This is a genomic window from Novosphingobium endophyticum, assembly GCF_014640675.1.
Lineage (GTDB): Bacteria > Pseudomonadota > Alphaproteobacteria > Sphingomonadales > Sphingomonadaceae > Novosphingobium > Novosphingobium endophyticum.
Genome location: NZ_BMHK01000006.1, coordinates 145,588 through 172,167, shown reverse-complemented (window position 1 = coordinate 172,167; position 26,580 = coordinate 145,588). Strand labels below are relative to the sequence as shown.

26 protein-coding genes are annotated in these 26,580 nt (G+C 65.7%); 13 read left to right on the top strand and 13 right to left on the bottom strand.

Translation table 11 applies throughout. The annotated features are described in order from the left end of the window. Position 1 precedes the first annotated feature (1 nt). Entirely contained in the window at positions 2-1,462 is a 1,461-nt protein-coding gene (locus IEX32_RS06690) for a helicase HerA domain-containing protein (protein ID WP_188769741.1), read from the bottom strand. A gap of 453 nt (positions 1,463-1,915) precedes the next feature. Between IEX32_RS06690 and IEX32_RS06685 the strand changes: the two genes are divergently transcribed. From IEX32_RS06685 to IEX32_RS06675, 3 genes are all read left to right on the top strand, one after another. Continuing rightward, positions 1,916-2,254, top strand: a complete 339-nt coding sequence (locus tag IEX32_RS06685; RefSeq protein WP_188769739.1) for a P-II family nitrogen regulator — start codon at positions 1,916-1,918, stop codon at positions 2,252-2,254. Positions 2,255-2,398: 144 nt separating this feature from the next. Further along, the gene (glnA, locus tag IEX32_RS06680; protein WP_188769737.1) at positions 2,399-3,808 is read left to right on the top strand and encodes a type I glutamate--ammonia ligase; all 1,410 of its coding nucleotides are present in this window, start codon (positions 2,399-2,401) and stop codon (positions 3,806-3,808) included. A 169-nt stretch (positions 3,809-3,977) separates the two neighbouring features. Beyond that, a complete protein-coding gene (locus IEX32_RS06675) occupies positions 3,978-4,568 on the top strand; it encodes a lysozyme (protein WP_188769735.1) in 591 nt (196 codons plus the stop codon). A 49-nt stretch (positions 4,569-4,617) separates the two neighbouring features. On the opposite strand, the gene IEX32_RS06670 is transcribed toward IEX32_RS06675, so the two are convergent. Beyond that, the gene (locus IEX32_RS06670; protein WP_188769733.1) at positions 4,618-5,457 is read right to left on the bottom strand and encodes an arginyltransferase; all 840 of its coding nucleotides are present in this window, start codon (positions 5,455-5,457) and stop codon (positions 4,618-4,620) included. 269 nt (positions 5,458-5,726) lie between these two features. Further along, positions 5,727-6,980, bottom strand: coding sequence for a threonine ammonia-lyase (locus tag IEX32_RS06665; RefSeq protein ID WP_188769731.1), 1,254 nt, complete (start codon positions 6,978-6,980; stop codon positions 5,727-5,729). An 88-nt stretch (positions 6,981-7,068) separates the two neighbouring features. Here IEX32_RS06665 and IEX32_RS06660 point away from each other — a divergent pair, with 88 nt between their 5' ends. Together IEX32_RS06660 and IEX32_RS06655 are read left to right on the top strand one after the other, a co-directional pair. Further along, a complete protein-coding gene (locus IEX32_RS06660; protein WP_188769729.1) occupies positions 7,069-7,965 on the top strand; it encodes an NAD(P)-dependent oxidoreductase in 897 nt (298 codons plus the stop codon). Continuing rightward, on the top strand, positions 7,962-9,653 hold the full coding sequence (locus IEX32_RS06655) for an amidohydrolase (protein ID WP_188769727.1): 1,692 nt from the start codon (positions 7,962-7,964) through the stop codon (positions 9,651-9,653). The genes IEX32_RS06660 and IEX32_RS06655 overlap by 4 nt, the downstream gene beginning before the upstream one ends. Positions 9,654-9,892: 239 nt before the next feature. Here IEX32_RS06655 and tatC read toward each other — a convergent pair whose 3' ends face one another. From tatC to argS, 8 genes are all read right to left on the bottom strand, one after another. Beyond that, positions 9,893-10,702 (bottom strand): twin-arginine translocase subunit TatC, encoded by an 810-nt coding sequence (gene tatC / locus IEX32_RS06650; protein ID WP_188769725.1) that lies wholly within the window; start codon positions 10,700-10,702, stop codon positions 9,893-9,895. A 13-nt stretch (positions 10,703-10,715) separates the two neighbouring features. After that, positions 10,716-11,114: a Sec-independent protein translocase protein TatB gene (gene tatB, locus IEX32_RS06645; protein WP_188769723.1), complete on the bottom strand. Its 399-nt coding sequence runs from the start codon at positions 11,112-11,114 to the stop codon at positions 10,716-10,718. 24 nt (positions 11,115-11,138) lie between these two features. Then, a complete protein-coding gene (locus tag IEX32_RS06640; protein WP_188769722.1) occupies positions 11,139-11,387 on the bottom strand; it encodes a twin-arginine translocase TatA/TatE family subunit in 249 nt (82 codons plus the stop codon). Positions 11,388-11,436: 49 nt separating this feature from the next. Then, positions 11,437-12,102, bottom strand: coding sequence for an SMC-Scp complex subunit ScpB (scpB, locus tag IEX32_RS06635; RefSeq protein WP_188769720.1), 666 nt, complete (start codon positions 12,100-12,102; stop codon positions 11,437-11,439). Continuing rightward, on the bottom strand, positions 12,099-12,914 hold the full coding sequence (locus tag IEX32_RS06630; RefSeq protein WP_188769718.1) for a segregation and condensation protein A: 816 nt from the start codon (positions 12,912-12,914) through the stop codon (positions 12,099-12,101). Before IEX32_RS06630 ends, scpB begins: the two co-directional genes overlap by 4 nt. A 3-nt stretch (positions 12,915-12,917) precedes the next feature. Continuing rightward, entirely contained in the window at positions 12,918-13,931 is a 1,014-nt protein-coding gene (gene nagZ, locus IEX32_RS06625; protein WP_188769716.1) for a beta-N-acetylhexosaminidase, read from the bottom strand. Positions 13,932-14,000: 69 nt separating this feature from the next. Next, positions 14,001-14,786, bottom strand: a complete 786-nt coding sequence (locus tag IEX32_RS06620) for an SPOR domain-containing protein (RefSeq protein WP_188769714.1) — start codon at positions 14,784-14,786, stop codon at positions 14,001-14,003. A gap of 2 nt (positions 14,787-14,788) precedes the next feature. Beyond that, positions 14,789-16,534: an arginine--tRNA ligase gene (gene argS / locus IEX32_RS06615; RefSeq protein ID WP_188769712.1), complete on the bottom strand. Its 1,746-nt coding sequence runs from the start codon at positions 16,532-16,534 to the stop codon at positions 14,789-14,791. A gap of 118 nt (positions 16,535-16,652) precedes the next feature. Here argS and IEX32_RS06610 point away from each other — a divergent pair, with 118 nt between their 5' ends. Together IEX32_RS06610 and miaB are read left to right on the top strand one after the other, a co-directional pair. Next, positions 16,653-17,207 carry a TPM domain-containing protein gene (locus IEX32_RS06610; protein ID WP_229736196.1) on the top strand — a complete coding sequence of 185 codons (555 nt, stop codon included), beginning with the start codon at positions 16,653-16,655 and terminating at the stop codon, positions 17,205-17,207. A gap of 120 nt (positions 17,208-17,327) precedes the next feature. After that, positions 17,328-18,662, top strand: a complete 1,335-nt coding sequence (gene miaB, locus IEX32_RS06605; protein ID WP_188769710.1) for a tRNA (N6-isopentenyl adenosine(37)-C2)-methylthiotransferase MiaB — start codon at positions 17,328-17,330, stop codon at positions 18,660-18,662. 131 nt (positions 18,663-18,793) lie between these two features. On the opposite strand, the gene IEX32_RS06600 is transcribed toward miaB, so the two are convergent. Beyond that, a complete protein-coding gene (locus IEX32_RS06600; RefSeq protein WP_188769708.1) occupies positions 18,794-19,369 on the bottom strand; it encodes a COG3650 family protein in 576 nt (191 codons plus the stop codon). A gap of 195 nt (positions 19,370-19,564) precedes the next feature. On the opposite strand from IEX32_RS06600, the gene IEX32_RS06595 reads away from it, so the two are divergent. The 6 genes from IEX32_RS06595 (at position 19,565) to IEX32_RS06570 (ending at position 25,030) form a co-directional block, all read left to right on the top strand. Beyond that, entirely contained in the window at positions 19,565-20,584 is a 1,020-nt protein-coding gene (locus tag IEX32_RS06595; RefSeq protein WP_188769706.1) for a PhoH family protein, read from the top strand. A gap of 187 nt (positions 20,585-20,771) precedes the next feature. Continuing rightward, positions 20,772-21,176 (top strand): hypothetical protein, encoded by a 405-nt coding sequence (locus tag IEX32_RS06590; protein WP_188769704.1) that lies wholly within the window; start codon positions 20,772-20,774, stop codon positions 21,174-21,176. Positions 21,177-21,491: 315 nt separating this feature from the next. Then, complete coding sequence (gene ybeY / locus IEX32_RS06585; RefSeq protein ID WP_188769702.1) at positions 21,492-21,977, top strand: rRNA maturation RNase YbeY; 486 nt, start codon at positions 21,492-21,494, stop codon at positions 21,975-21,977. A 28-nt stretch (positions 21,978-22,005) separates the two neighbouring features. After that, a complete protein-coding gene (locus IEX32_RS06580; RefSeq protein WP_188769695.1) occupies positions 22,006-22,929 on the top strand; it encodes a hemolysin family protein in 924 nt (307 codons plus the stop codon). Between the two features lie 67 nt (positions 22,930-22,996). Next, positions 22,997-23,881, top strand: coding sequence for a LysR substrate-binding domain-containing protein (locus IEX32_RS06575; protein WP_188769693.1), 885 nt, complete (start codon positions 22,997-22,999; stop codon positions 23,879-23,881). Between the two features lie 198 nt (positions 23,882-24,079). Next, entirely contained in the window at positions 24,080-25,030 is a 951-nt protein-coding gene (locus tag IEX32_RS06570) for an endonuclease/exonuclease/phosphatase family protein (RefSeq protein WP_188769691.1), read from the top strand. A gap of 8 nt (positions 25,031-25,038) precedes the next feature. Here IEX32_RS06570 and IEX32_RS06565 read toward each other — a convergent pair whose 3' ends face one another. Further along, positions 25,039-26,559 carry a TolC family protein gene (locus IEX32_RS06565; protein WP_188769689.1) on the bottom strand — a complete coding sequence of 507 codons (1,521 nt, stop codon included), beginning with the start codon at positions 26,557-26,559 and terminating at the stop codon, positions 25,039-25,041. Positions 26,560-26,580 lie beyond the last annotated feature (21 nt).

Below are 26,580 nucleotides of genomic sequence, written 5' to 3'. Positions count from 1 at the left end.
CTTACGCTTCGATCGGGGCCGTCGTCACCCCCAGATCGGGCAGGCCGACCGAACGCTTTCCGGAAAAGTCGGTGCGCACCACGATCAGCCCGTCCTTTTCGAGGTAGTCGAGCAGGCGCTGGACACGGCGCGGACTGCTGGTGCCGTAGATTCGGGCCAGGTCCATGTCGTCGGGGCAGGGCTCGCCGTCCATCGCGGCGCGGGCGATTACGTAGAACGGGGCGAGCGCATCGTCGGGGACGTGCTTGCCAAGGTTGATGACGTCGGTCCAGCGCTCGTCCTCGGGGTCTTCGATGCCTGCCAGCGCGGCTGCAAATCCGCGCCGGAACATCGTCGCATCGAGGCCTCGCACGGAGATGCCTTTCATCCGGCAGCGAATGGTGAAGTCCTGGAACAGCGTGGTCGAGGACTGGAAAGTACAGTCGTCCTCCTGGGCCATGGCATTGAGGATTTCGACCATGGCGGCACGGTTTTCTTCGGGTTCCGGCTCGGGTCGTTCCGGCCGCTCGGCGACGGGGCCGGTGGCGGCGATGTTTTCCGAAAGCGTCTCGACATCGACCCTGGGGCGGGGGGCGGGGCGCGGGAATTCCGGGCGCTCGGGTTCTATGTGCAGGCCGGCGTGAAGCAGCTCGCGCATGTCCTCGGTGCTGGCGGTCGGCAGCGGGACGAGGCCGGGCGTTACCGTTTTCGCGCCGGTGCGGACCGGGCCGATGTTCACCGCCACCGGCCGCCGCGCGATGGCGGGGCCGAGACCGAGGAACTGGCCGCGCGCGAGATCGCGGATCTGCTCGGCCTGGCGGCGCTCCATGCCGAGCAGGTCGGCGGCGCGCACCATGTCGATGTCGAGGAAAGTGCGGCCCATCAGGAAGTTGCTGGCCTCCGCCGCCACGTTCTTGGCGAGCTTGGCGAGGCGCTGCGTGGCGATCACCCCGGCCAGGCCGCGCTTGCGCCCCCGGCACATCAGGTTGGTCATCGCGCCCAGCGACACGCGGCGCGCTTCCTCGGAAACCTCCCCGGCGGCGGAGGGGGCGAACATCTGCGCCTCGTCGACCACCACCAGCGCTGGATACCACTGCTCGCGCGGGGCATCGAACAGGGCGCCCAGGAACTGGGCCGCGCACTTCATCTGCTGGTCGATCTCCAGCTCGTCCAGTGCAAGGACCACGGAAGCGCGGTGCTGACGGATGCGCGCGCCCAGGCGCGCGATCTCCGCCTCGCCATAGGCGGCGCCGTCGATCACGACGTGGCCGAATTCCTCGGCGAGCGAGACGAAGTCGCCTTCCGGGTCGATTACGACCTGCTGGACGACGGCGGCGCTTTCCTCAAGCAGGCGGCGCAGCAGATGCGACTTTCCGGACCCGGAATTGCCCTGCACCAGCAGGCGGGTCGCGAGAAGTTCCTTGATGTCGATCCGGATGGCCTCGCCGTGGGGGGTCTGGCCGATGACGATGTCTGCGCTCACCTTCCCGGCCTTAGGCAAGGAGGGTGGGGGAAGGGAAGGGGCATGAGGGGCGTTTTCCAGAGGTTGGGCGAGAACAATCGCCGTGCGTCGGCTTCCTCTCCTGGCAGGAAAGTCCGGGGTGGCGTGCACCCGAGTTAAGGGCAGGGCGCGCCGCTTGTCGTGCCAGTGAGGCATTCCCTCCCGGCGGGACGGTCGTGGCTGCACAACTTTGAGGCAGGCGTTGCCCAAAACTTGGACAGAACCTGCTGCGAGGACTCGGGCAAGAGCTGCAAGACCCGTTCGGCGACCCGATAGGAGGCGCAATTCCCGTCTTTTCGCGCCTGCACACTTGCCCTACCAGAGAGCCGATTGCATTGGCACGATTCTTGATGGGAATCGCGCGCGAGGGCATCTGGTTCCCGGACCGGAATCCTCTTCGACGAAGTCCGGGAACAAGTGCAGGGGTCAGAAGGCGTGAAAAAGATCGAAGCCATCATCAAGCCTTTCAAGCTCGACGAAGTGAAGGAAGCGCTGCACGAGGTCGGCGTGTCGGGCATCACCGTCACCGAGGCCAAGGGTTTCGGTCGGCAGAAGGGCCATACCGAACTCTATCGCGGCGCCGAATACGTCGTCGATTTCCTCCCCAAGGTGAAGCTCGAAGTCGTCGTTCCCGATACGCTGGCAGACCGCGTGGTAGAGGCGATCGCGGACGCCGCGCAGACCGGCCGCATCGGCGACGGCAAGATTTTCGTGATCCCGATCGAAACGGCGGTACGCATCCGCACTGGCGAACGGGACGACGACGCCCTCTGACATCGCAGGTAACGACCACATTTCCGGCTTGATGCCGGACAAGGGAACAAGCCGGCACGGGGGGCTGGTTTCATTCCCGGATTGTCCATCCACCCCTAAGGCTCTTTCGCCGCGCGGAAGAATTATGACTGGAGAACCACTCTAATGGCTAGTGCAAAGGACGTCCTCAAGCAGATCAAGGACGAGGAGATCGAGTGGGTCGATCTTCGCTTCACCGACCCCAAGGGCAAGTGGCAGCACCTGACGATGGTGTCGTCGGTCCTGGGCGAGGACGAACTCGAAGACGGCCTCATGTTTGACGGTTCGTCGATCGAGGGCTGGAAGGCCATCAACGAGTCGGACATGATCCTCAAGCCCGACCTTGACGCCGTCTATGTCGATCCGTTCTCGGCCACGCCGATGCTGATCGTGTTCTGCGACATCGTCGAGCCTTCGACCGGTGACCTTTATGGCCGCGATCCGCGCTCGACCGCCAAGCGCGCCGAAGCCTTCGTCAAGTCGGCCGGCTTCGGCGACACCATCTATGTCGGTCCCGAGGCCGAGTTCTTCATGTTCGACGACGTGAAGTTCTACGATGGCTACGACGGCAACGGCTTCAAGATCGACGACATCGAGCTGCCGACCAACTCGGACAAGTCCTTCGACACCGGCAACCTCGCCCACCGTCCGCGTGCCAAGGGCGGCTATTTCCCGGTCGCGCCGGTCGACAGCTGCATGGACATCCGTGGCGAGATGGTCTCGACCATGCTCGAAATGGGCCTGCCCTGCGACAAGCACCATCACGAAGTGGCCTCCGCTCAGCATGAGTTGGGCCTGACCTTCGGTACGCTGGTCCAGACCGCTGACCGCATGCAGATCTACAAGTATGTCGTCATGATGGTCGCCCAGGCCTATGGCAAGACCGCGACCTTCATGCCCAAGCCGATCAAGACCGACAACGGTTCGGGCATGCACACGCACATGTCGATCTGGGAAAAGGGCAAGCCGCTCTTCGCCGGCAACGGCTACGCCGGCCTGTCCGACACCTGCCTCTACTTCATCGGCGGCGTCATCAAGCACGCCAAGGCCCTCAACGCCTTCACCAACCCGACCACCAACAGCTACAAGCGTCTGGTGCCGGGCTACGAAGCCCCGGTCCTGCTCGCCTACTCGGCGCGCAACCGTTCGGCTTCGTGCCGTATTCCGTACGGTGCGGGCGACAAGGCGAAGCGCGTCGAGTTCCGTTTCCCCGACGCGATGGCCAACCCCTACCTGTGCTACGCCGCGCTGCTCATGGCCGGCCTCGACGGGATCAAGAACAAGATCCATCCGGGCGATGCCATGGACAAGAACCTCTACGATCTGCCCCCGGCCGAGCTCGCCGAAGTGCCGACCGTTTGCGGTTCGCTGCGTGAGGCGCTGGAATCGCTGGCCGCCGACCATGCTTTCCTCGTTGAGGGCGGCGTGTTCACCGAGGACCAGATCGAGGCCTATCTCGAACTGAAGTGGCCGGAAGTGATGCGCTGGGAAACCACGCCGTCGGCCGTCGAGTTCGACATGTACTACAGCGCCTGATCCACGCTGGATCGGTTCGCCGAGTGGGGCGCCCGGAGCGATCCGGGCGCCCTTTTCGTTTGCCTCGCCGCCGCCGCCTCGCCGGCCCCGAAACAGAAAACATTTTCCTACAGCCCGACTTGCGGTTTAATTGGTTCGCCTTTCCGCACCGAACCGGGGAGGTCATCCCATGAATCGCAAACCGATCTTCGATGCCGTGCGCGGCCTGCTGGGCCGCGCCTTCACCCGCGATGAAGTCGCGCGTCTCGATGCCGCCATCGATCTGGCGCTGGACCAGAATGTCCGCGCCGCGACGAGACACTCATTGGGAGAGCGGGGGCGGGCGCTCATCAGGAAATGGGAGGGCTGCGCCCGGAAGCGGAGCGACGGCCTGCTCGAAGCCTACCCCGATCCGGGCAGCAAGGACGGCAGGCCCTGGACCATCGGCTGGGGATCCACCGGTCCCGACATCGGCCCCGGCACGATATGGACCCAGGCGCAGTGCGATGCCGATTTCGACGAAACGGTTGCCCGCTACGCCGCCGAAGTCGCCGACGCGCTCGGCCCCGCGCCGACGACGCAAGGCCAGTTCGATGCGCTGGTTTCCTTCCACTACAACACCGGCGCGATCCGCAGCGCGACGCTGACGCGGCTCCACCGGCAGGGCCAGTTCGCAATGGCGGCCAAGGAGTTCGCGAAGTGGATCCATAACGACGGCAGGGCGATGGGCGGCCTCAGGAAGCGGCGGGACGAAGAGGCGGCGCTTTACCTATCCGGGTGAAAAACAGCTGGTAGCCGTTCAGCGTGAGCGTGCCCGCTCCAACGCAGGATCAGTTCGCGATCGAGGGAACGCCGTCCTTGCGCCCGCCCTTGTCGGCGGCACCCCGCCCCGCGGGGTTCTTCACGACGGCGGCAATCAGCCGGTCCTGCTCCTCCGCCGTGAAACGCTCCCAGCCTGAGCGCACCAGTCGTTCCATCGGCCGGAAGCGAACCTTGTATTGCATGCGGGGTGATCCCTCGACCCAGTAACCGAGGTAAATATAGGGCAAGCCCATTTCCTGCGCACGATCGATGTGGTCGAGAATGATGTAGGTACCCAGCCCCGCGCGCGCCTCGTGGTACGGGTCGTAGAAGCTGTAGATCATCGACAGCCCGTCGCAATGGCGGTCGGTCAGGCAGGCCCCGACGAGCCGGCCCGGCGTGACGCCGTCACGCGAAGGCTCGCGATATTCGATGACATAGCTGGTGACGGGGGTGTGCTCGACCATGTCGGCAAAGTCCACTTCGTCCATCGCGGTCATCCCGCCTTCGGGATGGCGCACGGCGAGATACTTCTGCAGCAGTTCGAACTGCTCGCTGGTGGACCAGGGGCGGCAGACGGTGGCGACGAGGTCGGCGTTGCGTTTGAGGATGCGCTTCTGCGTGCCGGAGGGCGCGAACTCGCTTGCCACCACGCGCACCGAGACGCAGGCGTTGCAGTCAAGGCAGGAAGGGCGGTAGGCGACGGTCTGGCTGCGGCGGAAGCCGATGCGGCCCAGCGCATCGTTGAGCGAATCCGCGTGCGGTCCTTTGAGTTCCGTGAACACCTTGCGCTCGCTGCGGCCCGGAAGATACGGGCACGGCGCAGGGCTCGTCACGAAAAACCTTGGAAATCGAACCGGTGCCGTCACGGGCGCGTATCTTCCTCTTCTCTTGCGGCAGTGGGTCTGTCGTTGTCGCCTTTCGAATATGCATGCCCGGAGCGGACGTTGAAAGCGTTTTAACAACAAATTTACGCTTTCTCCCGTTCCGACCGTAACAAAATGCTCCTGTGGGGCCATTCTGTCCCGGAACGGGCCGCAGGCGGATCAAGGCGTTAGCAAGGCAACGGGACAGCGCGCCGCCGAACGGGGAAGGCCGTTCACGGAGGCACCCGCAAGTCGCCGCGCGGCGAGGGCCTTCAGTCGGTCTCGACCTGCTTGACCTCGTACCCCTCGCGGCGCAGCGCGGCGACGAGCGAGGCGAGTTGCTCCTTGTCGCGCGCCTCGCATTCGATCTCGGTGACGAGGCCCTTGGCGGGCAGGTGGGTGAAGATGCGCTGGTGCCAGACCTCGATGATGTTCACGTTGTGCTCGTGGAACACCTTGGACACCTTGAAGAGAGCGCCGGCGCGGTCCTGCAGCCCGATCTTGAGACGCGCGAGGCGGCCCGAACGGGCGAGGTCGCGCAGCAGCACGTTGGCCAGCAGGCGCGTGTCGATATTGCCGCCCGAGAGCACGATGCCGACGTTCCTGCCGGCGAACAGCTCGCGGTTGTCCATGACGGCGGCAAGGCCGGTCGCCCCGGCACCTTCGACCAGCGTTTTCTCGATCTGCAGCAGCAGTGCAAGCGCGCCTTCGATGCGCGCCTCGCTGACCAGCAGGAAATCGTCGAGCAGGCCGCGCAGCACTTTCGAGGTGAAAGTACCCGGTGAGAAAACCGCGATGCCCTCGGCCAGCGTATCGCCGCCGATGGGAAGGCTGGTGCCCTTGAGCAGGTTGTACATCGAGGGATAGAGCTGCGCCTCCACGCCGACCAGGCCGATGTCCGGGTTGATGTCGCGGGCGACGGTGCCCATGCCCGACGCAAGACCGCCTCCGCCGATCGGCAATACCAGGCAATCGAGCTGCGGCACGTCCTCCAGCATTTCGAGCGCGACGGTGCCCTGGCCCGCCGCGACATGCGGATCGTCGAAGGGGTGGATGAAAGTCAGGCCTAGGTCGGCCTCGAGCCTGCGCGCATGGGTATAGGCCTCGTCGAAGCTCTCTCCCTCGAGCACGACCTTGCCGCCGACGCTCTCGGTCTGCATGACTTTCACCATCGGCGTCGTCCGGGGCATCACGATCGTCACCGGCACGCCGAGCCGGGTGCCGTGGTAGGAAAGGCCCTGCGCGTGGTTGCCTGCCGAGGCCGCGATCACGCCGCGCTCCCTCTGTTCGTCGGACAGCAGCAGCAGCGCGTTGAGCGCGCCGCGCTCCTTGTAGGCGGCCGTGAACTGAAGATTTTCGAACTTGAGCCAGATTTGCGCACCGGTGATGGCGCTCAGGGTCGTCGAGTGCATCGTCGGTGTGCGCACGACCTTGCCCGAAATGCGCTGCGCCGCCGCACGAACGTCATCGGCAGTAAGTAGGGCTTCTTCGGCCCCGGCGGCGGTCTTTTGCGCTGGCTTGTCCATAGGCAGGCGCGGGTAAAGGAAACCGCGCCAAAATGAAAGCGCGGGGTTTGATTGCTAGCGCCACGGTGGCTCGCTAAAAGCTTGCGCCATGACCGAACGACGCAAGGTTTCCTTTATCGGGCTGGGCGTGATGGGCGGCGCGATCGCGCGGCACATCGCCAAGGCCGGCCACATACTCACCATCTACAACCGTTCTCCCGAACGCACGCGGAGATGGGAAGAGGACAATCCCGGACTCGCGCACCGCATAGCCGCCAATCCGGCGCATGCGGCACAGGACGCCGATGTGGTGATCACCTGCGTCGGCAATGACGATGACCTTGCCGACGTCGTTCTGGGCCCCAACGGCGTCTTCCGCATGCTCAAGAAGGGCGGGGTCTTCATCGACCACACCACTGTTTCGGCGCGCATTGCCCGGCAGATCTCCGTCGAAGCGCGGGATCTGCAGGTTCATTGCATCGACGCGCCGATGACGGGTTCGCAGATCGGCGCCGAAAAAGGCACGCTCACGCTGATGTGTGGCGGGCGAAAGGACGCGGTCGAGGCGGCGCGCCCGGTGATGGAAGCCTACTCAAGCCGTATCGTCCATGTCGGTAAATCGGGTTCGGGCCAAATCGCCAAGATGGCCAACCAGATCTGCATCGCCGGCAATGTCGCGGCGCTGGCCGAGGCGGTACGCTTCGCCCAGGCATCGCACCTCGACATGGACAAGGTCTACGAGGCGATATCGGGCGGGGCGGCGCAGTCCTGGCAGATGGACAACCGCTGGAAGTCGATGAACGAGGACCGCTTCGATTTCGGTTTCGCGATCGACTGGATGCGCAAAGACCTTGGCCTCAGTCTCGAGGAGGGGCGCGGGCTCGGCGTATCGCTGCCCGTCGCCGCGCTGATCGACCAGTTCTTTGCCGAAGTGCAGGCCATGGGCGGCGGCCGGCTCGATACCAGCGCCATCCTCAAGCGGCTGCCGAGGAAGGGCGGCAAGTGAAGCATCTCGTCGCGGCAGCGCTCGCGCTGCTGGTCGCCGCTCCTGCCCATGCGGACGTGCTCGTCGACAATGTCGAAGGCATCACGCCCGACGGCAAGGGCGGGATCGAGCGCTTCGAAGGGTTCCTGATCGGCGACGACGGCCGCATTGCCGAAGTCTATCGGCGCGGCGACAAGCGGCCGAAGAAGATCGATTACCAGGTCGACGGCAAGCACCGCGTGGTAGTGCCGGGCATGATCGACGCCCACGGTCATGTCATGGCCACCGGCTTCGCGAAGATGACGCTGGACCTTTCGGGCGCGAAATCTCTCGATGAAGCGCTTTCGCGCGTAGCCGCGTGGGCCGCGGCGCATCCCGAGGCGCCCTGGATTCTCGGCACCGGCTGGAATCAGGCCGCCTGGGGCCTCGATCGGATGCCGACTTCCGCCGAACTCGACCGCGTGACTGGCGGCAAGCCGGCATGGCTCACGCGGGTCGACGGCCACGCGGGCTGGGCCAACAGCGCGGCGCTGACGGCGGCGGGCATCTCCGCAAATACCCCGGACCCGCGCGGCGGCGCGATCCTGCGCGTTGGAAGCGGCAAGGCACCGGCGGGCGTGCTGGTCGATACGGCCACTGCGCTGGTCGAGGCGAGAGTGCCGAAACCGCGCCCCGAGGACCGCGATACCGCGCTGGCCGAAGCACAGCTCGCGCTGCTGGCACAGGGCGTCACGGCCGTCGCCGACATGGGCACGACGATCGAGGACTGGCAGGCCTTCCGTCGCGCCGCCGACCTTGGGCGCCTGCGCATCCGCATCGTCGCCTATGCCGACGGCATCGAAAACATGGCGCTGATCGGCGGCCCCCGTCCGACTCCGTGGCTATACGAAGACCGATTGAGGATGAACGGGGTCAAGCTCGTCGTCGATGGCGCGCTGGGCTCGCGCGGGGCCTGGCTCAAGGCGCCTTACGCCGACGCGCCGGGCAAGAAGGGCCTGCCGCGCATGAGCGAAACCCAGCTCGGTAACCTGATGAGCCGCGCGGCGATCGATAATTTCCAGGTCGCGGTTCATGCCATCGGCGATGCGGCCGCCGCCGCCGCGCTCGATTCCGTCGACGAGCTATCCGCCACTTACAAAGGCGACCGCCGCTGGCGTATCGAGCATGCACAGATCGTCGATCCCACGGACCTCTCCCGCTTTGGCGAGCACGGGATCATCGCCTCGATGCAGCCGCAGCATCAGGCCTCGGGCCGGACCATGGCCGAAGCGCGGCTTGGGTCGGACCGGTTGACGGGCGCTTATGCCTGGAAGTCCATCGCCGCGACCGGCGCGCCCCTGGCTTTCGGGTCGGACACCCCCGTGGAGCCGCCCCGTCCCTTCGAGGGCATCGCCGTCGCCATCAGCCGGCAGGGCGCGGACAACCAGCCCCCCATGGGCTGGCAACCGCAGGAAGTGCTCACCCGAGAGGCGGCGCTAGGCGCCTATACCACCGGGGCCGCCTACGCCATGTTCGCCGAGGACCGGCTGGGGCGCATCGCCAAGGGCTACGATGCCGATTTCCTGTTCGTCGACACCGATCCGATGCTGGCTGGCCGTGATCAGCTTCGCGCGCTGAAAGTGCTGGAAACCTGGATCGGCGGCAAGCTCGCGTGGTCTGCGGCCAAGGACCGGCTCGTTCCGGAGAAAAAGGCGGGCGAAGGGCGGTAAGCGAGGTTCGTGCGAGGGGCGGGGAGACAGAGGCAGAAAACCCGCGTCATCCCGGACTTGATCCGGGACCGGTGGCTGTCGTTCGGCACGACCTCTCGTTCGTGAGGCCGTGTGCGCTGGCACGGCAAGGTCGCAGGTAAACACTGCCACCGGTACCGGAGCAAGTCCGGGATGACGGGGGATGGATGACGGAAGTCCCCCTGCGCCTTCGCGGCCCCACGCGAATCACAAACAGCGTCTCAAAGGCCCTGCTCGGCGGGGGATTCCGCCTCCTCCGCTTCCGCCTTTTCCCGCGCGTCGCGCTTTTCGGCCAGCCACATCAGGACCAGCGTTCCTTCGAACAGCAGCATGAGCGGGATCGCCAGCAGAAGCTGCGAGATGACATCCGGCGGCGTCGCGATGGCGGCAACCACGAAGATGCCAACAATGGCATAGCGCCGCGCCGATACGGTTTGCGCGCGGGTGATGATCCCGGCGCGGTTGAGCAGCATCAGCAGCACCGGCAGCAGGAAACTGATCCCGAAGGCGAGGATAAACTGCATGACGAGCGAAAGGTAGTCGCCGGTCCCCGGCAGCGCCTCCAGCTTGAGGCCGCCGGTGCTCCCCTGGAACCCCAGGAAGAAATGGAATGCGGTAGGCATGACGACGTAATAGGCCATGGCCGCGCCCAGCGTGAACAGCACCGGGGTCGCGATCAGGAAGGGCAGAAACGCCTTCTTCTCCTTCACGTAGAGTCCGGGGGCCACGAAAGCCCAGAGCTGGTTGGCGATCACCGGGAAGCTCACGAAGAAGGCCGCGAAAAGTGCAACCTTCACTTCGACGAAGAAGGCTTCGTAGAGCTTGGTATAGATCAGCCTGCCTTCACCTTCAGGGAAGGCCTGGGTCAGCGGACGCACCAGAAAGCTGAAGACATCGCCGGCGAAATAGAAGCATACGCCGAAGGCCACCGCGAAAGCCAGGAAGGCGCGCAGCAACCGGGTGCGCAGTTCGATCAGGTGATCGAGCAGTGGGGCCTGGGTCTCGTCGATGTCGGAAACGCGAAATGCCATCGTTCAGGGCCGATCAGGGCGGCGGAGGAGGAAGGTTGAGTTCGGCCTGCCGGCTGTCGTCCTTCGTCTCGTGCTGGGCTTCGCCTTCCTGCGCGTCCGGTGACGCCGGCGCGGCGGAAGGCGTGTCCGTGGAGCGCGATGCTATGGGCGCCTGCATCTCCTCGGCACTTGGCAGCTGCGGCGCCGCGTTCATGATTGCCTCGTTCTGTTCACGCCACTTCTTTTCCATCTCCTCCAGTTCGGCCTCACGCACCATGGCGTCGAGGCCAGCCCGGAAGTGACCGGAAACCTTGCGCATTTTGCCGATCCAGCGCCCAGCCGTCCGCATCGCCATCGGCATGTCCTTGGGGCCGATGACGACGACTGCCACAATGATGACCATCAGCAGTTCGGATGCGCCGATGTCGAACATCGCTCTGCGGCTTCCTTTGCCGGTTTACGGCTGTTCGGTCTTGTTCTCGCTCGCTTTCTGCGAGACGGGGGCATCAGCGGGCTTCGAGGCAATCTGCGCCGGCGGGTTCGACGACTTCTCCGAATCTTCCGCCTTCTCGTCGTTCATGCCTTGCTTGAAGCTCTTGATGCCCTTGCCGAAGTCTCCCATGATTTCGGAAACGCGACCTCGGCCGAACAGCACCAGTACGATCACGAGCACGATAAGCCAGTGCCAGATCGAAAAGCTACCCATAAACTTCAACTCCAATCGTGCGGTCGATTCCAACCGCCACGAGGCTCATCTAGGCACTTTCCCCCGAACTTGCCACCCCGTCATTGTTCTGACCCGGTTCAGTCAAGGTCTCGTCATCTTCGCCTTCGTCCGCACTTTCCCCGCCGCCGAGCGCCGCCTCGATCATGTCGTCATCCACAGGATCGAGCAGCCCGGCCGCGCGCAATTCATCTATGCCGGGCAGTTCCTTCAGCGATTTCAGGCCGAAGTGCGCGAGGAAGTCGGGCGTTGTGGCATAGATGACCGGGCGTCCCGGCACCTCGCGCCGGCCGGCCACGCGCACCCAGCCGGCCTCCATCAGCACGTCGAGCGTACCCTTGGCCGTCTGCACACCGCGGATCGATTCTATTTCGGCGCGGCTCACCGGCTCATGATAGGCGACGATCGCCAGCACTTCCGTCGCGGCGCGAGAGAGCCGCCGCAGTTCCTCCTTCTCGCGGCGCAGCAGGTGGGCAAGATCGGGCGCGGTCTCGAAGTGCCAGTGCCTGCCGCGCTCGACCAGGCGGATGCCGCGCCCTTCGTAGTGGCGCTGCAATTCGGCCAGCGCGCCGCGCACTTCGGCCTGACCCAGGTGCGTGGAGATTGCTTCGGCCGTCATCGGCTCTTCGGCCGCGAACAGCGTCGCCTCGACCGCGCGGACGAGAGCGTCGGGGGTCGCCGGTTCATCAGGCGTCACGCGCGCACCGCCTTGAGCCGCAGGGGTCCGAAGGTTTCCTCCTGCGCGATTTCCGCCTTGCCGGTGCGCGCCAGTTCCAGCGCGGCAACGAAGCTCGATGCCAGCGCCGAGCGCCGCAACTGCGGATTGGCCCAGGAATCGCGCGCCGGCGGCAGAAAATCGCGCAGATCCATCCAGTCGAGCGAAATGCCGAGCATCGAGGAAACCCGCGCAATGGCGCTGTCGAGCGTCATCACCATGCGTTCGCGCACCATGTGCACGACCGGCTCGCTGCGCACCTTGACGTCGCCATAGGCACGGATGAGGTCAAACCATGAGCATTGCCACATGTTCCTGCGCTCGACCCGAAGGCCTTCGGGCGCGCCTCGCGGAAACACGTCGCGGCCCAGCCGGTCGCGCCCCATCAGTCGCGCCGCCGCCTCGCGCATGGCGCCGAGGCGTTGCAGGCGCAATTGCAGGCGCAGCGCCAGTTCCTCGGGGCTCGGGTCTTCCTGCTCGTCCTTGGGAAGCAGCAGCGCGGACTTGAGGTAGGCGAGCCAGGCTGCCATCACGAGGTAGTCCGCCGCCAGTTCCAGCCGCAGCGCGCCGGCCTGTTCGATATAGGTCAGGTACTGGTCGACCAGTTCGAGGATCGAGATCTTGCGCAAGTCCACTTTCTGCCGCCTCGCAAGGTCCAGCAGCAGGTCGAGCGGGCCTTCCCAGCCCTCGATTTCCAGATAGAGCGCTTCCTGGCGCGTCTCGGCCGCCGCGACGCCGTCCCACTCAGGATCGGCCGCGTCCGAAGTGAAGCCGGTGTCCGCGAGCAGGTCCATGCCTCAGGCCGCCCGCTGCGCCAGAAGCGCATCGCGCAAGGCGATCAGTTCCGCATGATCGCCTGCCGTCCCGCTGTCGCCGACGGCGGTGAGCGCGCGCTGCAGGCGCAAGCCGGTCTCATCGCTCATCGTCGGCAGGCGCGAGGCGATGCCCACCATGTCGTCCATCTTCGCCCAGCAGTTGAGGGCGATGTCGCACCCTGCCGCGATGGCCCGCGCGGCGCGCTCGGGTACGGTGCCGGACAGCGCCTCCATATCGAGATCGTCGGTCAGCAGGAGGCCCGCGAAGCCCACGCGCTTGCGGATCACTTCGCCGACCACGAACGGTGAGAGCGTGCCCGGATTCTCCTTGTCCCATGCGGTGTAGCGCACATGCGCCGTCATGCCGACTGGCGAATCCGCGAGAGCCTGGAATGGCCGAAGATCGGACGCCAGTTCCTCTTCGCAGGCTTCGACCGTGGGCAGTTCCTTGTGACTGTCAGCGGCGGCCCGTCCATGTCCGGGAATATGCTTGATGCAGCCGACGATGCCGGCCCGCGCCAGCCCGCCGAGGATCGCCCGGCCGAGCGCGGCGACGCGCATCGGGTCCGAGCCGAGCGCGCGGTCGCCGATCACATCATGCGCGCCAGGCTGGCGGACGTCGAGCGAGGGGTGGCAGTTGACGGTGATCCCGGCTTCGACAAGGTCGAGCCCCAGCGCCTCGGCATTGGCGCGTGCCGCTTCGATCGCCGAGGCCGGGGCGATGTCGTAGAGCCGGTCGAAGGCCTCGCCGGGCGGATAGGCCGGCCAGACCGGCGGCTTCATCCGCGCGACACGGCCGCCTTCCTGGTCGATACAGATGAACAGCCGGTCGCGCCCGTGGATGGCGCGCAATTCGTCGGTCAGCGCGCGAAGCTGCTCGCGGTTTTCGATGTTGCGGCCGAAGAGGATATAGCCCGCCGGGTCCGCATCCTTGAAGAACGCGCGCTCATCCGGCCCGAGAGTGAGTCCGGAAAGGCCGAAAATAGCAGGTACCATCGCGATTTTGTCGCAGAAATCCGCGATCTTCGCAAGAAACGGGGGCTTCTGGGGTGTGGATAGACCACGTCAATTCTTTACCTGGCAGCTCAGCCCGGCGCCCTTCATCCCGCTGCACAGCGCCTTCGCCGCAGCGAGATCGCCGGGAACCGCCTGGAGGCGGTAGACCGTGCCAATGTCGGCCTTTCCTTCGACGATGCGGTGATCGATGCCCGCAAGGTCCGGATACTGGGTCTTGAGCGTGTTCCAGCCCGTTTCCGCCGACGCGCGCGACGTATAGGCGCCAACCTGCACGCCGACGCCGGAAACGGGCGTTTCGGTGTTCGCGGCAGGCGGCGGCGTCTTGGCCGGCTTGTCCATCGGCTCGAATCCCGGCTTGGGCGCGGTGTCCTTCTGGTCGATCTGCGGCAGGCGCGTCTGCCCTTCGGCCACCGCGAAGCTGGTATCGCCGGTACCCGCGACGACGTCGCCGCCGGGGTCGTCGGGCTTTGCCTTGTAGGGTTCCTCGGGCGCGGTGATCACGCCGCCGTCGGCGACGAGCTGCCGTTCCGGCGTGCCGCGCGTGGCCCAGTAGATGCCGCCGACGATAAGGCCGATGGCAACAAGGCCCAGCACGACGAGAATGAGGCCCTGCCCCATGCCGGAGCCGCCTCGATCCTCTAATTCCTCATCCTCGCCTTCCAGCCAGGGAAGGCGCACGTCCTCATCGCCAAGGTCAAGCTGCCCAGGCTGTTCGAACTCGCTCTCGGAACCGCCGGTTTCGAAGGCTTCGGGCTCCTCCTCGCGCGGCACGCCGCCGTCCGGGCCTTGCGTGTCCCCGTTTCGGTCTCCCTGACCCGTGTCCGAGAATGCCATCGCTACATTTCCTCTACAGCTTCCACGCCGAGCAGCGCCAGTCCGTTCCTGACAAGTTGCCCGATCTGGACGGCCAGGAAAAGCCTTGCACCCGTAAGAGTAGCGTCCTGATGGTTAATAAACCGCTTTTCCACGCGATCGTTGCCCAGATTCCAGTAACCGTGGAACGCGGCGGCAAGATCGCCCAGGAAAAAAGCGATGCGGTGCGCCTCGCGCGCGGCGGCGGCGGCCTCGACCACGCGGGGGAACTGCGCGGCGAGCTTGACCAGTTCCAGCTCCTCCTCGCCCAGCAGCTCGACGTGGTCGGGCGAGGGGCCGAACCCGTCGGCCGCCGCCTTGCGCAGGGTCGAGCAGACGCGGGCATGGGCATACTGGACGTAGAAGACCGGATTGTCCTTCGATGCCTCGACAACCTTGGCGAAGTCGAAGTCCATCTGAGCCTCGGGCTTGCGGGTGAGCATGGTGAAGCGCACCACGTCCTTGCCGACTTCCTTCACCACATCGGCGAGCGTGACGAACGTGCCCGCGCGCTTGGACATCTTCACCGGCTCACCATCGCGCAGGAGCTGGACCATCTGCACCAGCTTGACCTCGAAGGGCGTGGGTTCGCCATCGGCGCCGGTCATCGCGGCGACGGCGGCCTTGATCCGCTTGACCGTGCCGGCGTGATCGGCACCCCAGATGTCGACGAGCGCGTCGGCCTCCTGCGCCTTCTGGAAATGATAGGCGAGGTCGGCGCCGAAATAGGTCCAGGTGCCGTCGCTCTTCTTTATGGGTCGGTCCTGATCGTCGCCGAAGCGCGTCGACCTGAACAGCGGCAGTTCCACCGGCTCCCAGTCCTCGGGCGTCTTGCCCTTGGGGGCTTCGAGAATGCCGTCGTAGACGAGATCCTTCGAACGCAGCCAGGCCTCGGCCTCGTCGGGCTTGCCCGATGCCTGCAGCTCGGCCTCGGACGAGAACACCTCATGCGTGATGCCCAGAAGCGCGAGGTCATCGCGGATCATCACCAGCATGGCGGCGACGGCCCGTTCGCGGAAGCAGTCGAGCCATTCCGATTCGGGAGCGGCCACGTACCTGTCGCCAAACTCATCGGCGAGGGCCTTGCCCACCGGGATCAGGTAGTCGCCGGGATAGAGCCCCTCGGGAATCGCGCCCACGTTCTCGCCCAGCGCCTCGCGGTAGCGGATGTGCGCCGAACGGGCGAGCACCTGGACCTGCGCGCCGGCATCGTTGACGTAGTATTCGCGCGTGACCTTGTGCCCGGCGAACTCCAGCAGCGTTGCCAGCGCATCGCCGACGACCGCGCCCCGGCAATGGCCCATGTGCATCGGCCCGGTGGGGTTGGCGGAGACATATTCGACATTGACCGTGGAGCCGCCGCCCATGTTGGAGCGGCCGTAATCCGCGCCCATCGCCGCGATCGCGCGCAGTTCAGCGAGCCACGTGGCGGGGGCGAGGCGCAGGTTGATGAAGCCCGGCCCGGCGATCTCGGCCGATGTCACTTCGTCCAGCTTCGACAGTTCGGCGACCAGCGCCTCGGCCAGATCACGCGGCCTCATCCCGGCGGGCTTGGCCAGCACCATTGCCGCGTTGGTCGACAGATCGCCGTGCGAGGTATCGCGCGGCGGCTCGACCGTGATTGCGCCGCGCTTGAGCCCGGCCGGCAGCGTCCCGGCTGCTTCCAACGCATCGAGCGCGGCGGAAAGATGGCCCGCGAAGGCGGCGTAAAGGGTCTGGTTCTCATTCATGGGCGCGCGGATAGCCCAAGTGCGGGGAAAGGGGAACAGTCGCGGTGACGGACATGGCAAGGGTGAGATCAGAACCTGACTTTCCGGAACCGCCAACAAAACGGACATTGACGCTCCCATGACTGAACCTCACGATGCGCATATGAGACGACTGCATCGAGGAATTGCTTTCGTATCAGTGCTGTTCACGCTTGCGTGCTCGAACGGGCAGGCGACCAGTGCTCCAGCGACTGGAACTGCAAGCGAAAGTTCTGCGCCCTCTATGGCGGCCGTGCCCTTGGCGGGCCGCGTGACCGATGCGGCTCATATCCTATCGCCCCAAGAGCAGGCTACCCTGAGCGCCAGGCTAGAGAAGCTGGAGCAGAAAACGCAGCATCAACTGGTCGTCGTGACAGTGCCCTCGCTTGGTGGACGCGATGTTGCCGAGTACACGAGGGACTTGGCGAACAGCTGGGGAATTGGGCGCAAAGGCTACAATGACGGCGTGGTTCTTCTTATCGCGCCGAAAGAGCGCAAGGTCCGAATAGCTGTTGGCTATGGCTTGGAGAAGCGATTATCTGATGGAGCCTGCCAACAAATTATCAACCGGGAAATGCTTCCGAGCTTCCGAAAAGGAGACCTCCCCGGCGGCATTGCAGCGGGAACGGATGCGTTGATTGCCCGCTTAGAATAGTGTCTGCTCCCCCCAACTTTCCCGCCTTTCATCGACGAAAACCCGATCCCCGATAGCTGACATCGCGGACGGCCTCACGCACCCCTTCAAAACCGCGCCAAACGCGTGTATCGGCGCGCCATGCGTCCAACCCAGACTCCCAGGACCTACCGGGTCAAGAGCTTCGGCTGCCAGATGAACGTCTATGACGGCGACCGCATGGCCGAACTCCTCGCCGAACAGGGCATCGCCCCCGCCGCCGAGGGCGAGGATGCCGATCTTGTCGTGCTCAACACCTGCCACATTCGTGAAAAGGCCGCCGAGAAGGTCTATTCCGACATCGGACGCCTCAAGCGCGAGGACGGCACCTCGCCGCTGATCGCCGTCGCCGGCTGCGTCGCTCAGGCCGAGGGGGAGGAGATCATGGCGCGCGCGCCTTCGGTGAAGATGGTCGTCGGCCCGCAGGCCTACCACCGCCTGCCCGAAATGATCCGCGATGCCGCGGCCGGCAAGCGCGTCACCGATACCGACATGCCGGCCGAAACCAAGTTCGACGCGCTGCCGCGCCGTCGCCGTTCCGGGCCGACCGCCTTCCTCACCGTGCAGGAAGGCTGCGACAAGTTCTGCACCTACTGCGTGGTGCCCTACACGCGCGGCGCCGAAGTCTCGCGCCCGCACGGTGACCTGATCGACGAGGCAAAGCGTCTGGTCGATGCCGGCGCGCGGGAAATCACCCTGCTCGGCCAGAACGTCAATGCCTGGACCGGAGAGAATACGAAGGGGCAGGCGATCGGCCTCGACGGCCTGATCCGCGAACTGGCCGCGATCCCCGATCTGGCGCGCATCCGCTATACTACCAGCCACCCGAACGACATGACGCAGGGGCTGATCGCGGCCCACGGCGAAGTCGAAAAGCTGATGCCGTTCCTCCATCTGCCGGTGCAGGCGGGCAATGACCGCGTGCTCAAGGCCATGAACCGCAGCCATACGGTCGAGAGTTACCTGCGCATCCTTGAGCAGGTCCGCGCCGCCCGGCCCGACATCGCGCTTTCGGGCGATTTCATCGTCGGCTTCCCCGGAGAGACCGATGCCGAGTTCGAGGACACGCTGAAACTGGTCGACGCGGCGGGCTATGCCCAGTGCTTCAGCTTCAAGTATTCGCCGCGCCCCGGCACACCCGCCGCGACGATGGAGGACCAGATCCCGCTCGCGGTCATGGACGAACGCCTGCAGCGCCTTCAGGCCGCGCTCAATCGCCATCAGCTTGCGTTCAACGAGGCTTCCCTCGGCAAGACCTGCACGGTCCTCGTCGAGCGCAAGGGCAAGCATGCGGGGCAGTGGCTGGGCAAGTCGCCCTGGCTGCAGTCGGTCCATTTCGAGGCCGATGCGGCGGTGGGCGATCTGCTGGAAGTCGAGATCACCAGCGCCGGTCCCAACAGCCTTGGCGCGGTCGCGCGGATGGCGGCGGCGGCTTGAGCACAATCGTCATCCCGGGCTCGACCCGGGACCGCTGGCGATGTTTACGCGCAGCCTCACCGAGAGGTGTCTCCTAACGACGGCCAGCGGTCCCGGGGCGAGCCCGGGATGACGGGACTATTGCCGCCGCCTTATTCCGCCGGATCGAGCGGCTTCAGCGGTTCGTCCTTGACCAGCACTTTGCCGATCGTGTCGACCGGACCGGCCGGGCTCACCGTGGGATTGTCGGCATAGGCCTTGCCGTCGAATGGCACGCGCATGATCCCGCCGGGCCTGCCGCCGCCGGATACCGAGACGGCAAGATCCCGCCAGCCGTTGGTCTTCGTCGTCAGCACGCCGACCGGAAGCTGGACCACGGACAGGTCTCCCACCTGGCGAAAGCCTTCGCCGTCGCGCTTGAGCACGACGAGGTTGCAGCCGCCCGTGCCGCACATCAGCGGGCCGCCGACATAGGCCACGACTTCGTCGGTGCCGTCGCCGTCCAGATCGGTCTCGACGCTGGCGTAGAGCAGCTTGTCGGTCTCGCCCCGCACATCCGGCGCGAAATGAACGGCCAGCCAGCTTTCGGCGGTGACGGGCGTGACGACCGCGTCCGAAGTTTCGCCGGTCGCGGTGGGTTCGGGCTTCGGCTCCTCGCCCTTGCACGACGCGAGGGCGAGCGTCGCGGCAATGGCGAGGAGAAGCGGGCAATTGTAGCGGAGTGTCATGCTTTACCGGATACCCCCGCAGCCGCCGTGCCGCAATCGGCGACGCCACGGTTCGGCAGGCGGCTGGCGGCATTCGCGGCGGGCGGCCCGGTTATCCACCGCCAAGCGCTCCATTTACCCGTGCTCGGCGCTTGCATGGCGCGAAGTGCGAGGCCATCTTCGAGTCAGAACAAACGATTTGCCCGAAAGGAGCGCATGGCCCGCAAAGCAGCCCGTGCCGATGACCCGGCGCAGTTCCGGCCCGAAACGCATCGTCGGGCTCGTGTCGAAATACAGTTCGACGAACCCGCGCTGCTGGGGGCCCTGTTCGGACAGTTCGATGCCAATCTCGTGCAGGTGGAGAACCGGCTCGGCGTCTATATCGCCGCGCGCGGCAACCGCATCCAGATCGAAGGCCCGGAAGACGCGGTGGCCCGCGCCCGGGAAACGCTTACCGGCATGTATCATCGTCTGGAACAGGGGCAGGACCTCGATGCCGGCGCGGTCGAATCGCTGATCTCCATGTCCGCCGAACCGACGCTGGAAGGAATCATTGCCGGCGACGAAGGCGCGCCGCCGATCATGATCCGCACGCGCAAGAAGACGATCGTCCCGCGCTCGGCGACGCAGATCGAGTATATGCGCGCGCTGGCCCGCTCGGACATGATCTTCGCGCTCGGCCCGGCGGGTACCGGCAAGACCTACCTCGCCGTGGCGCAGGCGGTTTCGCAACTCATGACCGGCTCGGTCCAGCGCCTGATCCTCTCGCGCCCGGCGGTCGAGGCGGGTGAGAAGCTGGGCTTCCTTCCCGGCGACATGAAGGACAAGGTCGATCCCTACCTGCGCCCCTTGTACGACGCGCTCTATGACTGCATGCCGCCCGAGCAGGTCGAACGCCGCCTCGGCTCGGGCGAGATCGAGATCGCGCCGATCGCCTTCATGCGCGGGCGCACGCTGGCCGATGCCTTCGTCATCCTCGACGAGGCGCAAAACACCACGCGCGAACAGATGAAGATGTTCCTCACCCGCTTCGGCCAGAACAGCCGCATGGTGATCTGCGGCGATCCGAAGCAGGTCGACATCCCAGGCGGCGACAGGATGAGCGGCCTGGCCGATGCGGTGAGCAAGCTGGAAGAAGTGGAAGGCATCGAGATCACGCGGTTCACGGCGGCGGACGTGGTACGCCACCCGATCGTGGGGCGGATCGTCGAGGCCTATGAGGGGCCGGCGGAGTAGCGATCAACCTCCCGTTCGTGTCGAGCGAAGTCGGGGCACGGCGGGCGGACCGAACCGGTCTACCGCCAGATATGCCACGGCAGCTATTGCGATCTTGCGCCGCGAAGTTGCCGTTCCGGACACGCCGACGTTGCGGACGTTCAGAACAGGTGCCAACCTTAGGGCTATGAACATAGATTGGCTCCCAATGGTTGAGAAAGCGCTGTTCGGGCGGCAATGCGAAATTGCTCGGCGAGAGGCAGACTGGGCAATCAATATCGCGGGTGGTGGCAGCATTGCTCTTCCAGTCCCATGGCGTATCGTGACAGGTGGTCTGATCGCCTTTGCGGATGAGGATGATGGGCAGCAATTCGGCCTTCCAGCCCCTGTAGATGGGGCGGCGACTGCGAATGAACTTATAGGCTCGCGATCGATAATAGGCATATCCGTGGACAGCCAAACATCTGACCTCGCCCTCCATTTTGAAGATGGGATAAGGCTTGACGCGTTCAATAACTCTTCCGGTTACGAGGGATGGCAAATTTCGCTGCTTCCTGAGAATGGAGGAATGTCAGTCGTCGCGTTGGGAGGTGGCGGAGTCGCAATCTACTGACGTCCGCTTCCCCCAACATTCCGGCCGAAACTGGTCACTGGAACATGTCTCGTTAGCCGCCGTCCCCTCCTCTTCAGAGGAGGGGAGCGAGACTTGCGCCCGCGAGGCGGTGGTAGTCGCAGCGGGGTGGTGCCGGACCGCACGCGACGCTGACGCGTCGCCACCACCCCCAGCCCCCTCCTCTGAAGAGGAGGGGGGAGAATCCCCGATTTTCAGTCATTTGTGCCCCAATATCGCGTCCCCTCTGGCGGGCAGGGCCACATGTGCCGCATTGGGGACCTCGACTTCGCGCGACACGAACGGGTAGGGAGCGGCATGCATCTCGAAACCGACATCGAAGCCCCCTGGCCCGCCGGCACTGACTGGTCCGACGTGGCCGAGCGCGCGCTCGAAGCGTTGCGGCGGGTCGCGCCAGAACTGGCCAATCCGCGCCTCACCGCCAGCCTGCTCTTCACCTCGGACGAGGAAGTGCACGTCCTCAACCGCGAGTGGCGCGGCAAGGACAAGCCCACCAACGTGCTTTCCTTCCCCATGCTGGAACGCGCCGAACTGCTGGATCTGGCCTCCGAGGGGCCGCCCGAGATGCTGGGCGACATTGCTCTCGCCCATGAGACCTGCGCGCGCGAGGCGGCGGAAAAAGGCATTTCCGCGCAGGACCATGCCGCGCACCTGATCATCCACGGACTGCTCCACCTCGCGGGGCACGACCACGAGATTTCACCCGAGGACGCCGACGCGATGGAAGCCCTCGAAACGAAAGCTCTTGCCCTTCTGGGTATCGGCAACCCATATGACGGCTGATTCTGCATCAAAAGGGTAACCAGACACGATGGCCGACAATGGCCGCCACGCCGAGCCCGGCTCGGGAGAACCGGACAGTAGCGGCACGCTTTGGCGTGTCGTCAGGCGACTTTTCCAATCCGACGTCGATCAGTCGCTCCGCGCGCAGATCGAGGAAGTCATCAACGAACACGAGGGCGACACCGCGACGGACGGCCCGTCCAACGGTGACTTGTCGTTGCTCGAACGGCAGATGCTGCGCAACCTGCTCCATTTCAGCGAGCACGACGCCGACGACGTGGCCGTGCCGCGGGCGGATATCGTCGCGATTCCGGCGTCGGCGACATGGGACGAAGTGGTCGCGGCCTTCGCCGAGCATGGCCACAGCCGCATGCCCGTCTACGGCGAATCGCTCGACGAGATAAAGGGCATGATCCACATCAAGGACGTGTTCCCGATCCTCGCGCGCGGCGATCAGGCGCCGCTCGACTGGAGTGACCTCCTGCGCCAGCCGCTCTACGTGCCCCAGTCGCGCGGCGCGCTCGACGTGCTGGCCGACATGCGCGCGCGGCGCACGCACCTGGCCGTGGTGATCGATGAATATTCGGGCACCGACGGCATCATCACCATCGAGGACCTCGTCGAGGAGATCGTCGGCGATATCGAGGATGAACACGACGAGACGCCCGGCGAACTGCTGATCCCGCTCGAGGACGGCATGTGGGAGGCCGACGCGCGGGTCGAGCTGGAGGAAGTCGCCGAACGCATCGATTCGCGCCTGGCCGAAGTCGAGGAAGCTGTGGATACCCTGGGCGGCCTGGCTTTCGTCCTGGCCGAGCAGGTTCCGCAGGTGGGCACGATCCTGGAGCATGACAGCGGCTGGCGGATCGAGATTATCGAAGGCAATGAACGCCATGTGACCCGCCTTCGTCTTCATCCGCCACGGGAAGGCTTGGAAAACGAGCACGAATAGCTCACATAGGGCCGCGCGATCCGCAGTGCGGATCGCGTGACCAGCCACAGCGACGAAAAGAACTCCATTGCCGATCCGCCGACTGCCCCCCCTGCGCGCGCTTGAGGCCTTCGTACGCGTAGTACGCCTTGGTTCCGCCAAGGCGGCCGCGAACGAGCTGGCGCTTTCGCCTTCCGCCCTGTCCCGCCGCGTCGCCGCGCTGGAGGACTTCACGGGCAAGCGCCTGTTCACGCGGCAGCACCAGTCGATGAAGCTGACCGACGAGGGGCAGGCATTCTACAATGTCGTCGGCCCCAAGCTGGAGGAACTGGCTGAGGCGGTGGAATCCCAGATCGATCGCGGGCAGGTATGGCGACTGCACCTCGGCGTGCCCTCGCTGTTCGGCGGCCAGCGCCTGTTCCCGCGACTGCCCGAACTGCGCAAGCTGCACCCGCGCCTGCACATCGACATCGACACCGGCACGCACCTTGAGGATCGGGTGGGCGATACGCTCGATGCCGCGATCATCCTTTCGAAGGAACCGGATCCCGGTTTCTACCGGATCCAGCTCGACCAGAACAAGGTCTACGCCATCGTCTCGACGGAAGTCGCCAGGGAGATCGGTCCCGTCCCCGACGCGGAAAAGCTCTCCAAGCAGACCTTCCTGATCCACAACGACCTGCCCGAAAGCCTCGACGCGTGGAAAGCGGCGATCGGCATGTCCGATGTCGAGCCGGCCTCGGTCGACAAGTTCGATTCGGGGCAGCTTGTGCTGGAGGCCGCGGCGCAGGGCCTCGGCATCGCGATCATGCATGACGACCACTTCCGCCGCGCGCATGACAACCGGCTCGCGCTTCTCTTCGACACGAATGTCGACAGCCCTTATCGCTACTGGTTCATCTGCCGCCCCAAAGCGCTCGAAACGCGCCCTGTGCGCATCTTCCACGAGTGGTTGCTGCAGGCGGGCCTCTGATTCGACGTGGCGCGGCCGCGCCTCCCGCGCAGACAGGAGATCGTTTCATGCGCATCTGCTTCGCAGCGCTTGCCAGCCTGACGCTGTCGCTGACCTGCCACCCGCGCGCGGCTACGAGGATCTGAGCCGAGGGGACCCGACTTGCAGAATCGCTGGGCATCCGTTGCGAGGCGAGGCCACGGCCGCCGGCTCTCCCCGATGCACCGTGCCGCCCGGTTCGGGCTTGTCGTCTGCCTTCTGCTTCTAGCCGCCGCGCGGTTTGGCGGCAGCTACGCCGTACTCGATCTGATCAACCTGGCGGCGGCGCCACTGGCGGCAGGCAGCCTGTTGCTGGCTGTGTTCCTGGCGTTTCGCGCGCGGCGCTGGCCTGGGCGGGTGCTGCTTCTTCTGTGCTGCGTTCCGGGTCTCGCGGTGCTGTTCCCGGAGAGATCCGAGCCGGTAACGTGCGGCCCTTCGGCCCAGCGGTTGCGTGTCGCCTGGATCAACGCCCATCATCCCGAGCAGCCGGACCGGATCGCCGACTGGCTTGACGCGGAACAGCCGCAAGTCGTTGGCGTGGCCGAACTCAGGACGGGTCTGGCACTACGGAACGTGTTGCAGGAGCGCTATCCCTATTGGCGGTCCTGCCTTGGCGGCGGGCGTTGCTCGACGCTGCTGTATTCGCGCGCGGCGCCGTTGGGCGCGCAATCGCTGGCCCATGGCGATGCGGACAACCGCAAGGCGCTTTCGGCCGTGACGATGACGTTCGGGTCCGGTACGACAGGCGCCGACCGTCAGGCTCTGCCCGACACGCGCATATTTGCCGTCCACCTTTCACGTCCATTGCCGGTCGGCGCACAACGTTACGAGTTGCTGAAACTCGACGAATACTTGGGCCATTCCGCCAGCGCCCTGATCATGGGGGATTTCAACATGTCGCCAAGGATGCGGCTCTTGCGGGACTTCGCGGCGCGCAATGGCCTGCGGGTGACGCCAACCGGGCGGCCGACCTGGCCCAGCACGATTCGCGGCCGTTCCCTGCCCGGTCTGTGGCAGATCGATCACCTTATCGTGGGCCGGGACTGGCGGGTGACGGCGATCAGGATCGGGCCGGACGTCGGTTCGGACCACCGGGGCTTCGTCGCCGACTTGTGCCGGCCGGCGGGCTGAGGAGGGAACTATCGCGGCGGTTGCGGAGCGGCGTCGTGCGTGCCCTCCCATTCGAAAGCCGCGGAGTCTTCGATTTCGATCCGCGTCGGGCGGACATGGGAATCGCGCAGGAGGCGGTCGATCGGATCGAGCGCCGGGCGCAGCGGCAGACCGGCAAGAACGGAGGCCGTGGGCCTGTAGCTGTCCGGATCGTACGCCGCCTCGTCCGAGAACAGCCCGATCGTCAGCAGTCCGGTATCGCGCAGCACGGCGGCCTTGCGGATGTAGAGTTCTGCCTGCGTTTCGGCCGCGCTGGTGCGCGCGGTGAGCAGGTCGTTGGTGACATCGAGCACATCGCGCAGTGTTCGGATGCCCGAGGTCTCCTGCTGCTTCACGCCCGCGACCGCGCTTTCCGCCGCGCGCACGGCGGCCTGATAGCGCGGCAGGGCCTCGCTCGCGGCCCGGTACAGGTTCCAGTCGGTGGCGAGGGTTTCGCGCATGTCGCGCCGCGTCTGCTCGGTGAACTGCTGATCGGCCAGATTGCGCTGGGTGGCCTCGCGCACGGCGGCGGAGAGCTGGCCGCCCGAATTGAGAGGCATCGTCACGCCGACGCCGGCGACGATCGATTCGGTGTGGTTGGTGTTCTGATAGGGCGTCACAGGCGCGCGCTGTCCCGTGGCAAAGACGCTCACCTGCGGTCCCATTGCGGCGCGGGCGGCGGCGACGGCCGCGCGCGATCGCCGCTCGGTAAATCTGGCGGCCGGGAGCGCCGGGTTGTGTGCTTCGGCCTCCACGTAAAGCGTCTCGAGCGTCGGCGGGTCGGGCAGGGCCGGTAGCGGCTCGAGCCTTTCCGGATAGGTGCCCACCAGATTGCGGTATCGCGCCGCGCTGGCCTCCACCGCGGCGCGGGCGACGATGACGCGTCTGGCGGCGATCTGTAGCCGGTTGTCGGTCTGGTCGACATCGGGCTGCGTAGAATCGCGCAGCCGGAACCGCGCCAGCGTCACGTCGCGCTGCTGTCGCAGCAGCCCGTGGATTTCCTTCGCCACGCCGTAGAGCGCGATATCGCGCCGCAGCGAGGCATAGGCGCTGACGACGTCGAGAATCAGCTGCTGGGTGCCGGCGCGCAAGTTCTCCCGCGCGACCATCCGGCCCGCCCTTGCCGCATCGAGACCCGAGGCTAGCCGTCCCGATGTGAAGATCGGCTGGGACAGCGTGACCGAAGCCGTCGTGCCGAAGCCTTCTTCCTCGAAGATGCTGTCCTCGATCGCGGTCCGCCGCAGCGAATAGTCGTGGCTCGCGCTCAGGGTCAGGCTCGGACCGTATGCACCCTTGGCCTGGGTGACCAGTTCGTCCGCTGCCCGCGTGAGCGCACGGTTTCCGGCAAGGCCCGGATTGTTGTCATAGGCTTTGCGCACCGCCTCCTCGAGGGTGTCGGCGCGTGCCGCCGGGAGGGGGAGCACCGCGAAGAGCACAGGGACGAGCCGCAGCAATGCGATGAATTTCACCCGGAACCCCTTGGCAGTGCAGCGCTCGATATGCGGGGCCATTCTAGGCGCGGAGTTTCCCAA

What these genes read in the sequence shown, in the direction of transcription:
- tatC (WP_188769725.1), bottom strand. Translation starts at nt 10,702, where the DNA reads ATGGCATTTCGCGTTTCCGACATCGACGAGACCCAGGCCCCACTGCTC.
- ybeY (WP_188769702.1), top strand. Translation starts at nt 21,492, where the DNA reads ATGCATCTCGAAACCGACATCGAAGCCCCCTGGCCCGCCGGCACTGAC.
- IEX32_RS06630 (WP_188769718.1), bottom strand. Translation starts at nt 12,914, where the DNA reads ATGGACCTGCTCGCGGACACCGGCTTCACTTCGGACGCGGCCGATCCT.
- glnA (WP_188769737.1), top strand. Translation starts at nt 2,399, where the DNA reads ATGGCTAGTGCAAAGGACGTCCTCAAGCAGATCAAGGACGAGGAGATC.
- IEX32_RS06595 (WP_188769706.1), top strand. Translation starts at nt 19,565, where the DNA reads ATGGCCCGCAAAGCAGCCCGTGCCGATGACCCGGCGCAGTTCCGGCCC.
- IEX32_RS06675 (WP_188769735.1), top strand. Translation starts at nt 3,978, where the DNA reads ATGAATCGCAAACCGATCTTCGATGCCGTGCGCGGCCTGCTGGGCCGC.
- tatB (WP_188769723.1), bottom strand. Translation starts at nt 11,114, where the DNA reads ATGTTCGACATCGGCGCATCCGAACTGCTGATGGTCATCATTGTGGCA.
- IEX32_RS06570 (WP_188769691.1), top strand. Translation starts at nt 24,080, where the DNA reads ATGCACCGTGCCGCCCGGTTCGGGCTTGTCGTCTGCCTTCTGCTTCTA.
- IEX32_RS06565 (WP_188769689.1), bottom strand. Translation starts at nt 26,559, where the DNA reads ATGGCCCCGCATATCGAGCGCTGCACTGCCAAGGGGTTCCGGGTGAAA.
- IEX32_RS06620 (WP_188769714.1), bottom strand. Translation starts at nt 14,786, where the DNA reads ATGGCATTCTCGGACACGGGTCAGGGAGACCGAAACGGGGACACGCAA.
- IEX32_RS06665 (WP_188769731.1), bottom strand. Translation starts at nt 6,980, where the DNA reads ATGGACAAGCCAGCGCAAAAGACCGCCGCCGGGGCCGAAGAAGCCCTA.
- IEX32_RS06660 (WP_188769729.1), top strand. Translation starts at nt 7,069, where the DNA reads ATGACCGAACGACGCAAGGTTTCCTTTATCGGGCTGGGCGTGATGGGC.
- miaB (WP_188769710.1), top strand. Translation starts at nt 17,328, where the DNA reads ATGCGTCCAACCCAGACTCCCAGGACCTACCGGGTCAAGAGCTTCGGC.
- IEX32_RS06590 (WP_188769704.1), top strand. Translation starts at nt 20,772, where the DNA reads ATGGTTGAGAAAGCGCTGTTCGGGCGGCAATGCGAAATTGCTCGGCGA.
- IEX32_RS06640 (WP_188769722.1), bottom strand. Translation starts at nt 11,387, where the DNA reads ATGGGTAGCTTTTCGATCTGGCACTGGCTTATCGTGCTCGTGATCGTA.
- nagZ (WP_188769716.1), bottom strand. Translation starts at nt 13,931, where the DNA reads ATGGTACCTGCTATTTTCGGCCTTTCCGGACTCACTCTCGGGCCGGAT.
- argS (WP_188769712.1), bottom strand. Translation starts at nt 16,534, where the DNA reads ATGAATGAGAACCAGACCCTTTACGCCGCCTTCGCGGGCCATCTTTCC.
- IEX32_RS06580 (WP_188769695.1), top strand. Translation starts at nt 22,006, where the DNA reads ATGGCCGACAATGGCCGCCACGCCGAGCCCGGCTCGGGAGAACCGGAC.
- IEX32_RS06600 (WP_188769708.1), bottom strand. Translation starts at nt 19,369, where the DNA reads ATGACACTCCGCTACAATTGCCCGCTTCTCCTCGCCATTGCCGCGACG.
- IEX32_RS06610 (WP_229736196.1), top strand. Translation starts at nt 16,653, where the DNA reads ATGACTGAACCTCACGATGCGCATATGAGACGACTGCATCGAGGAATT.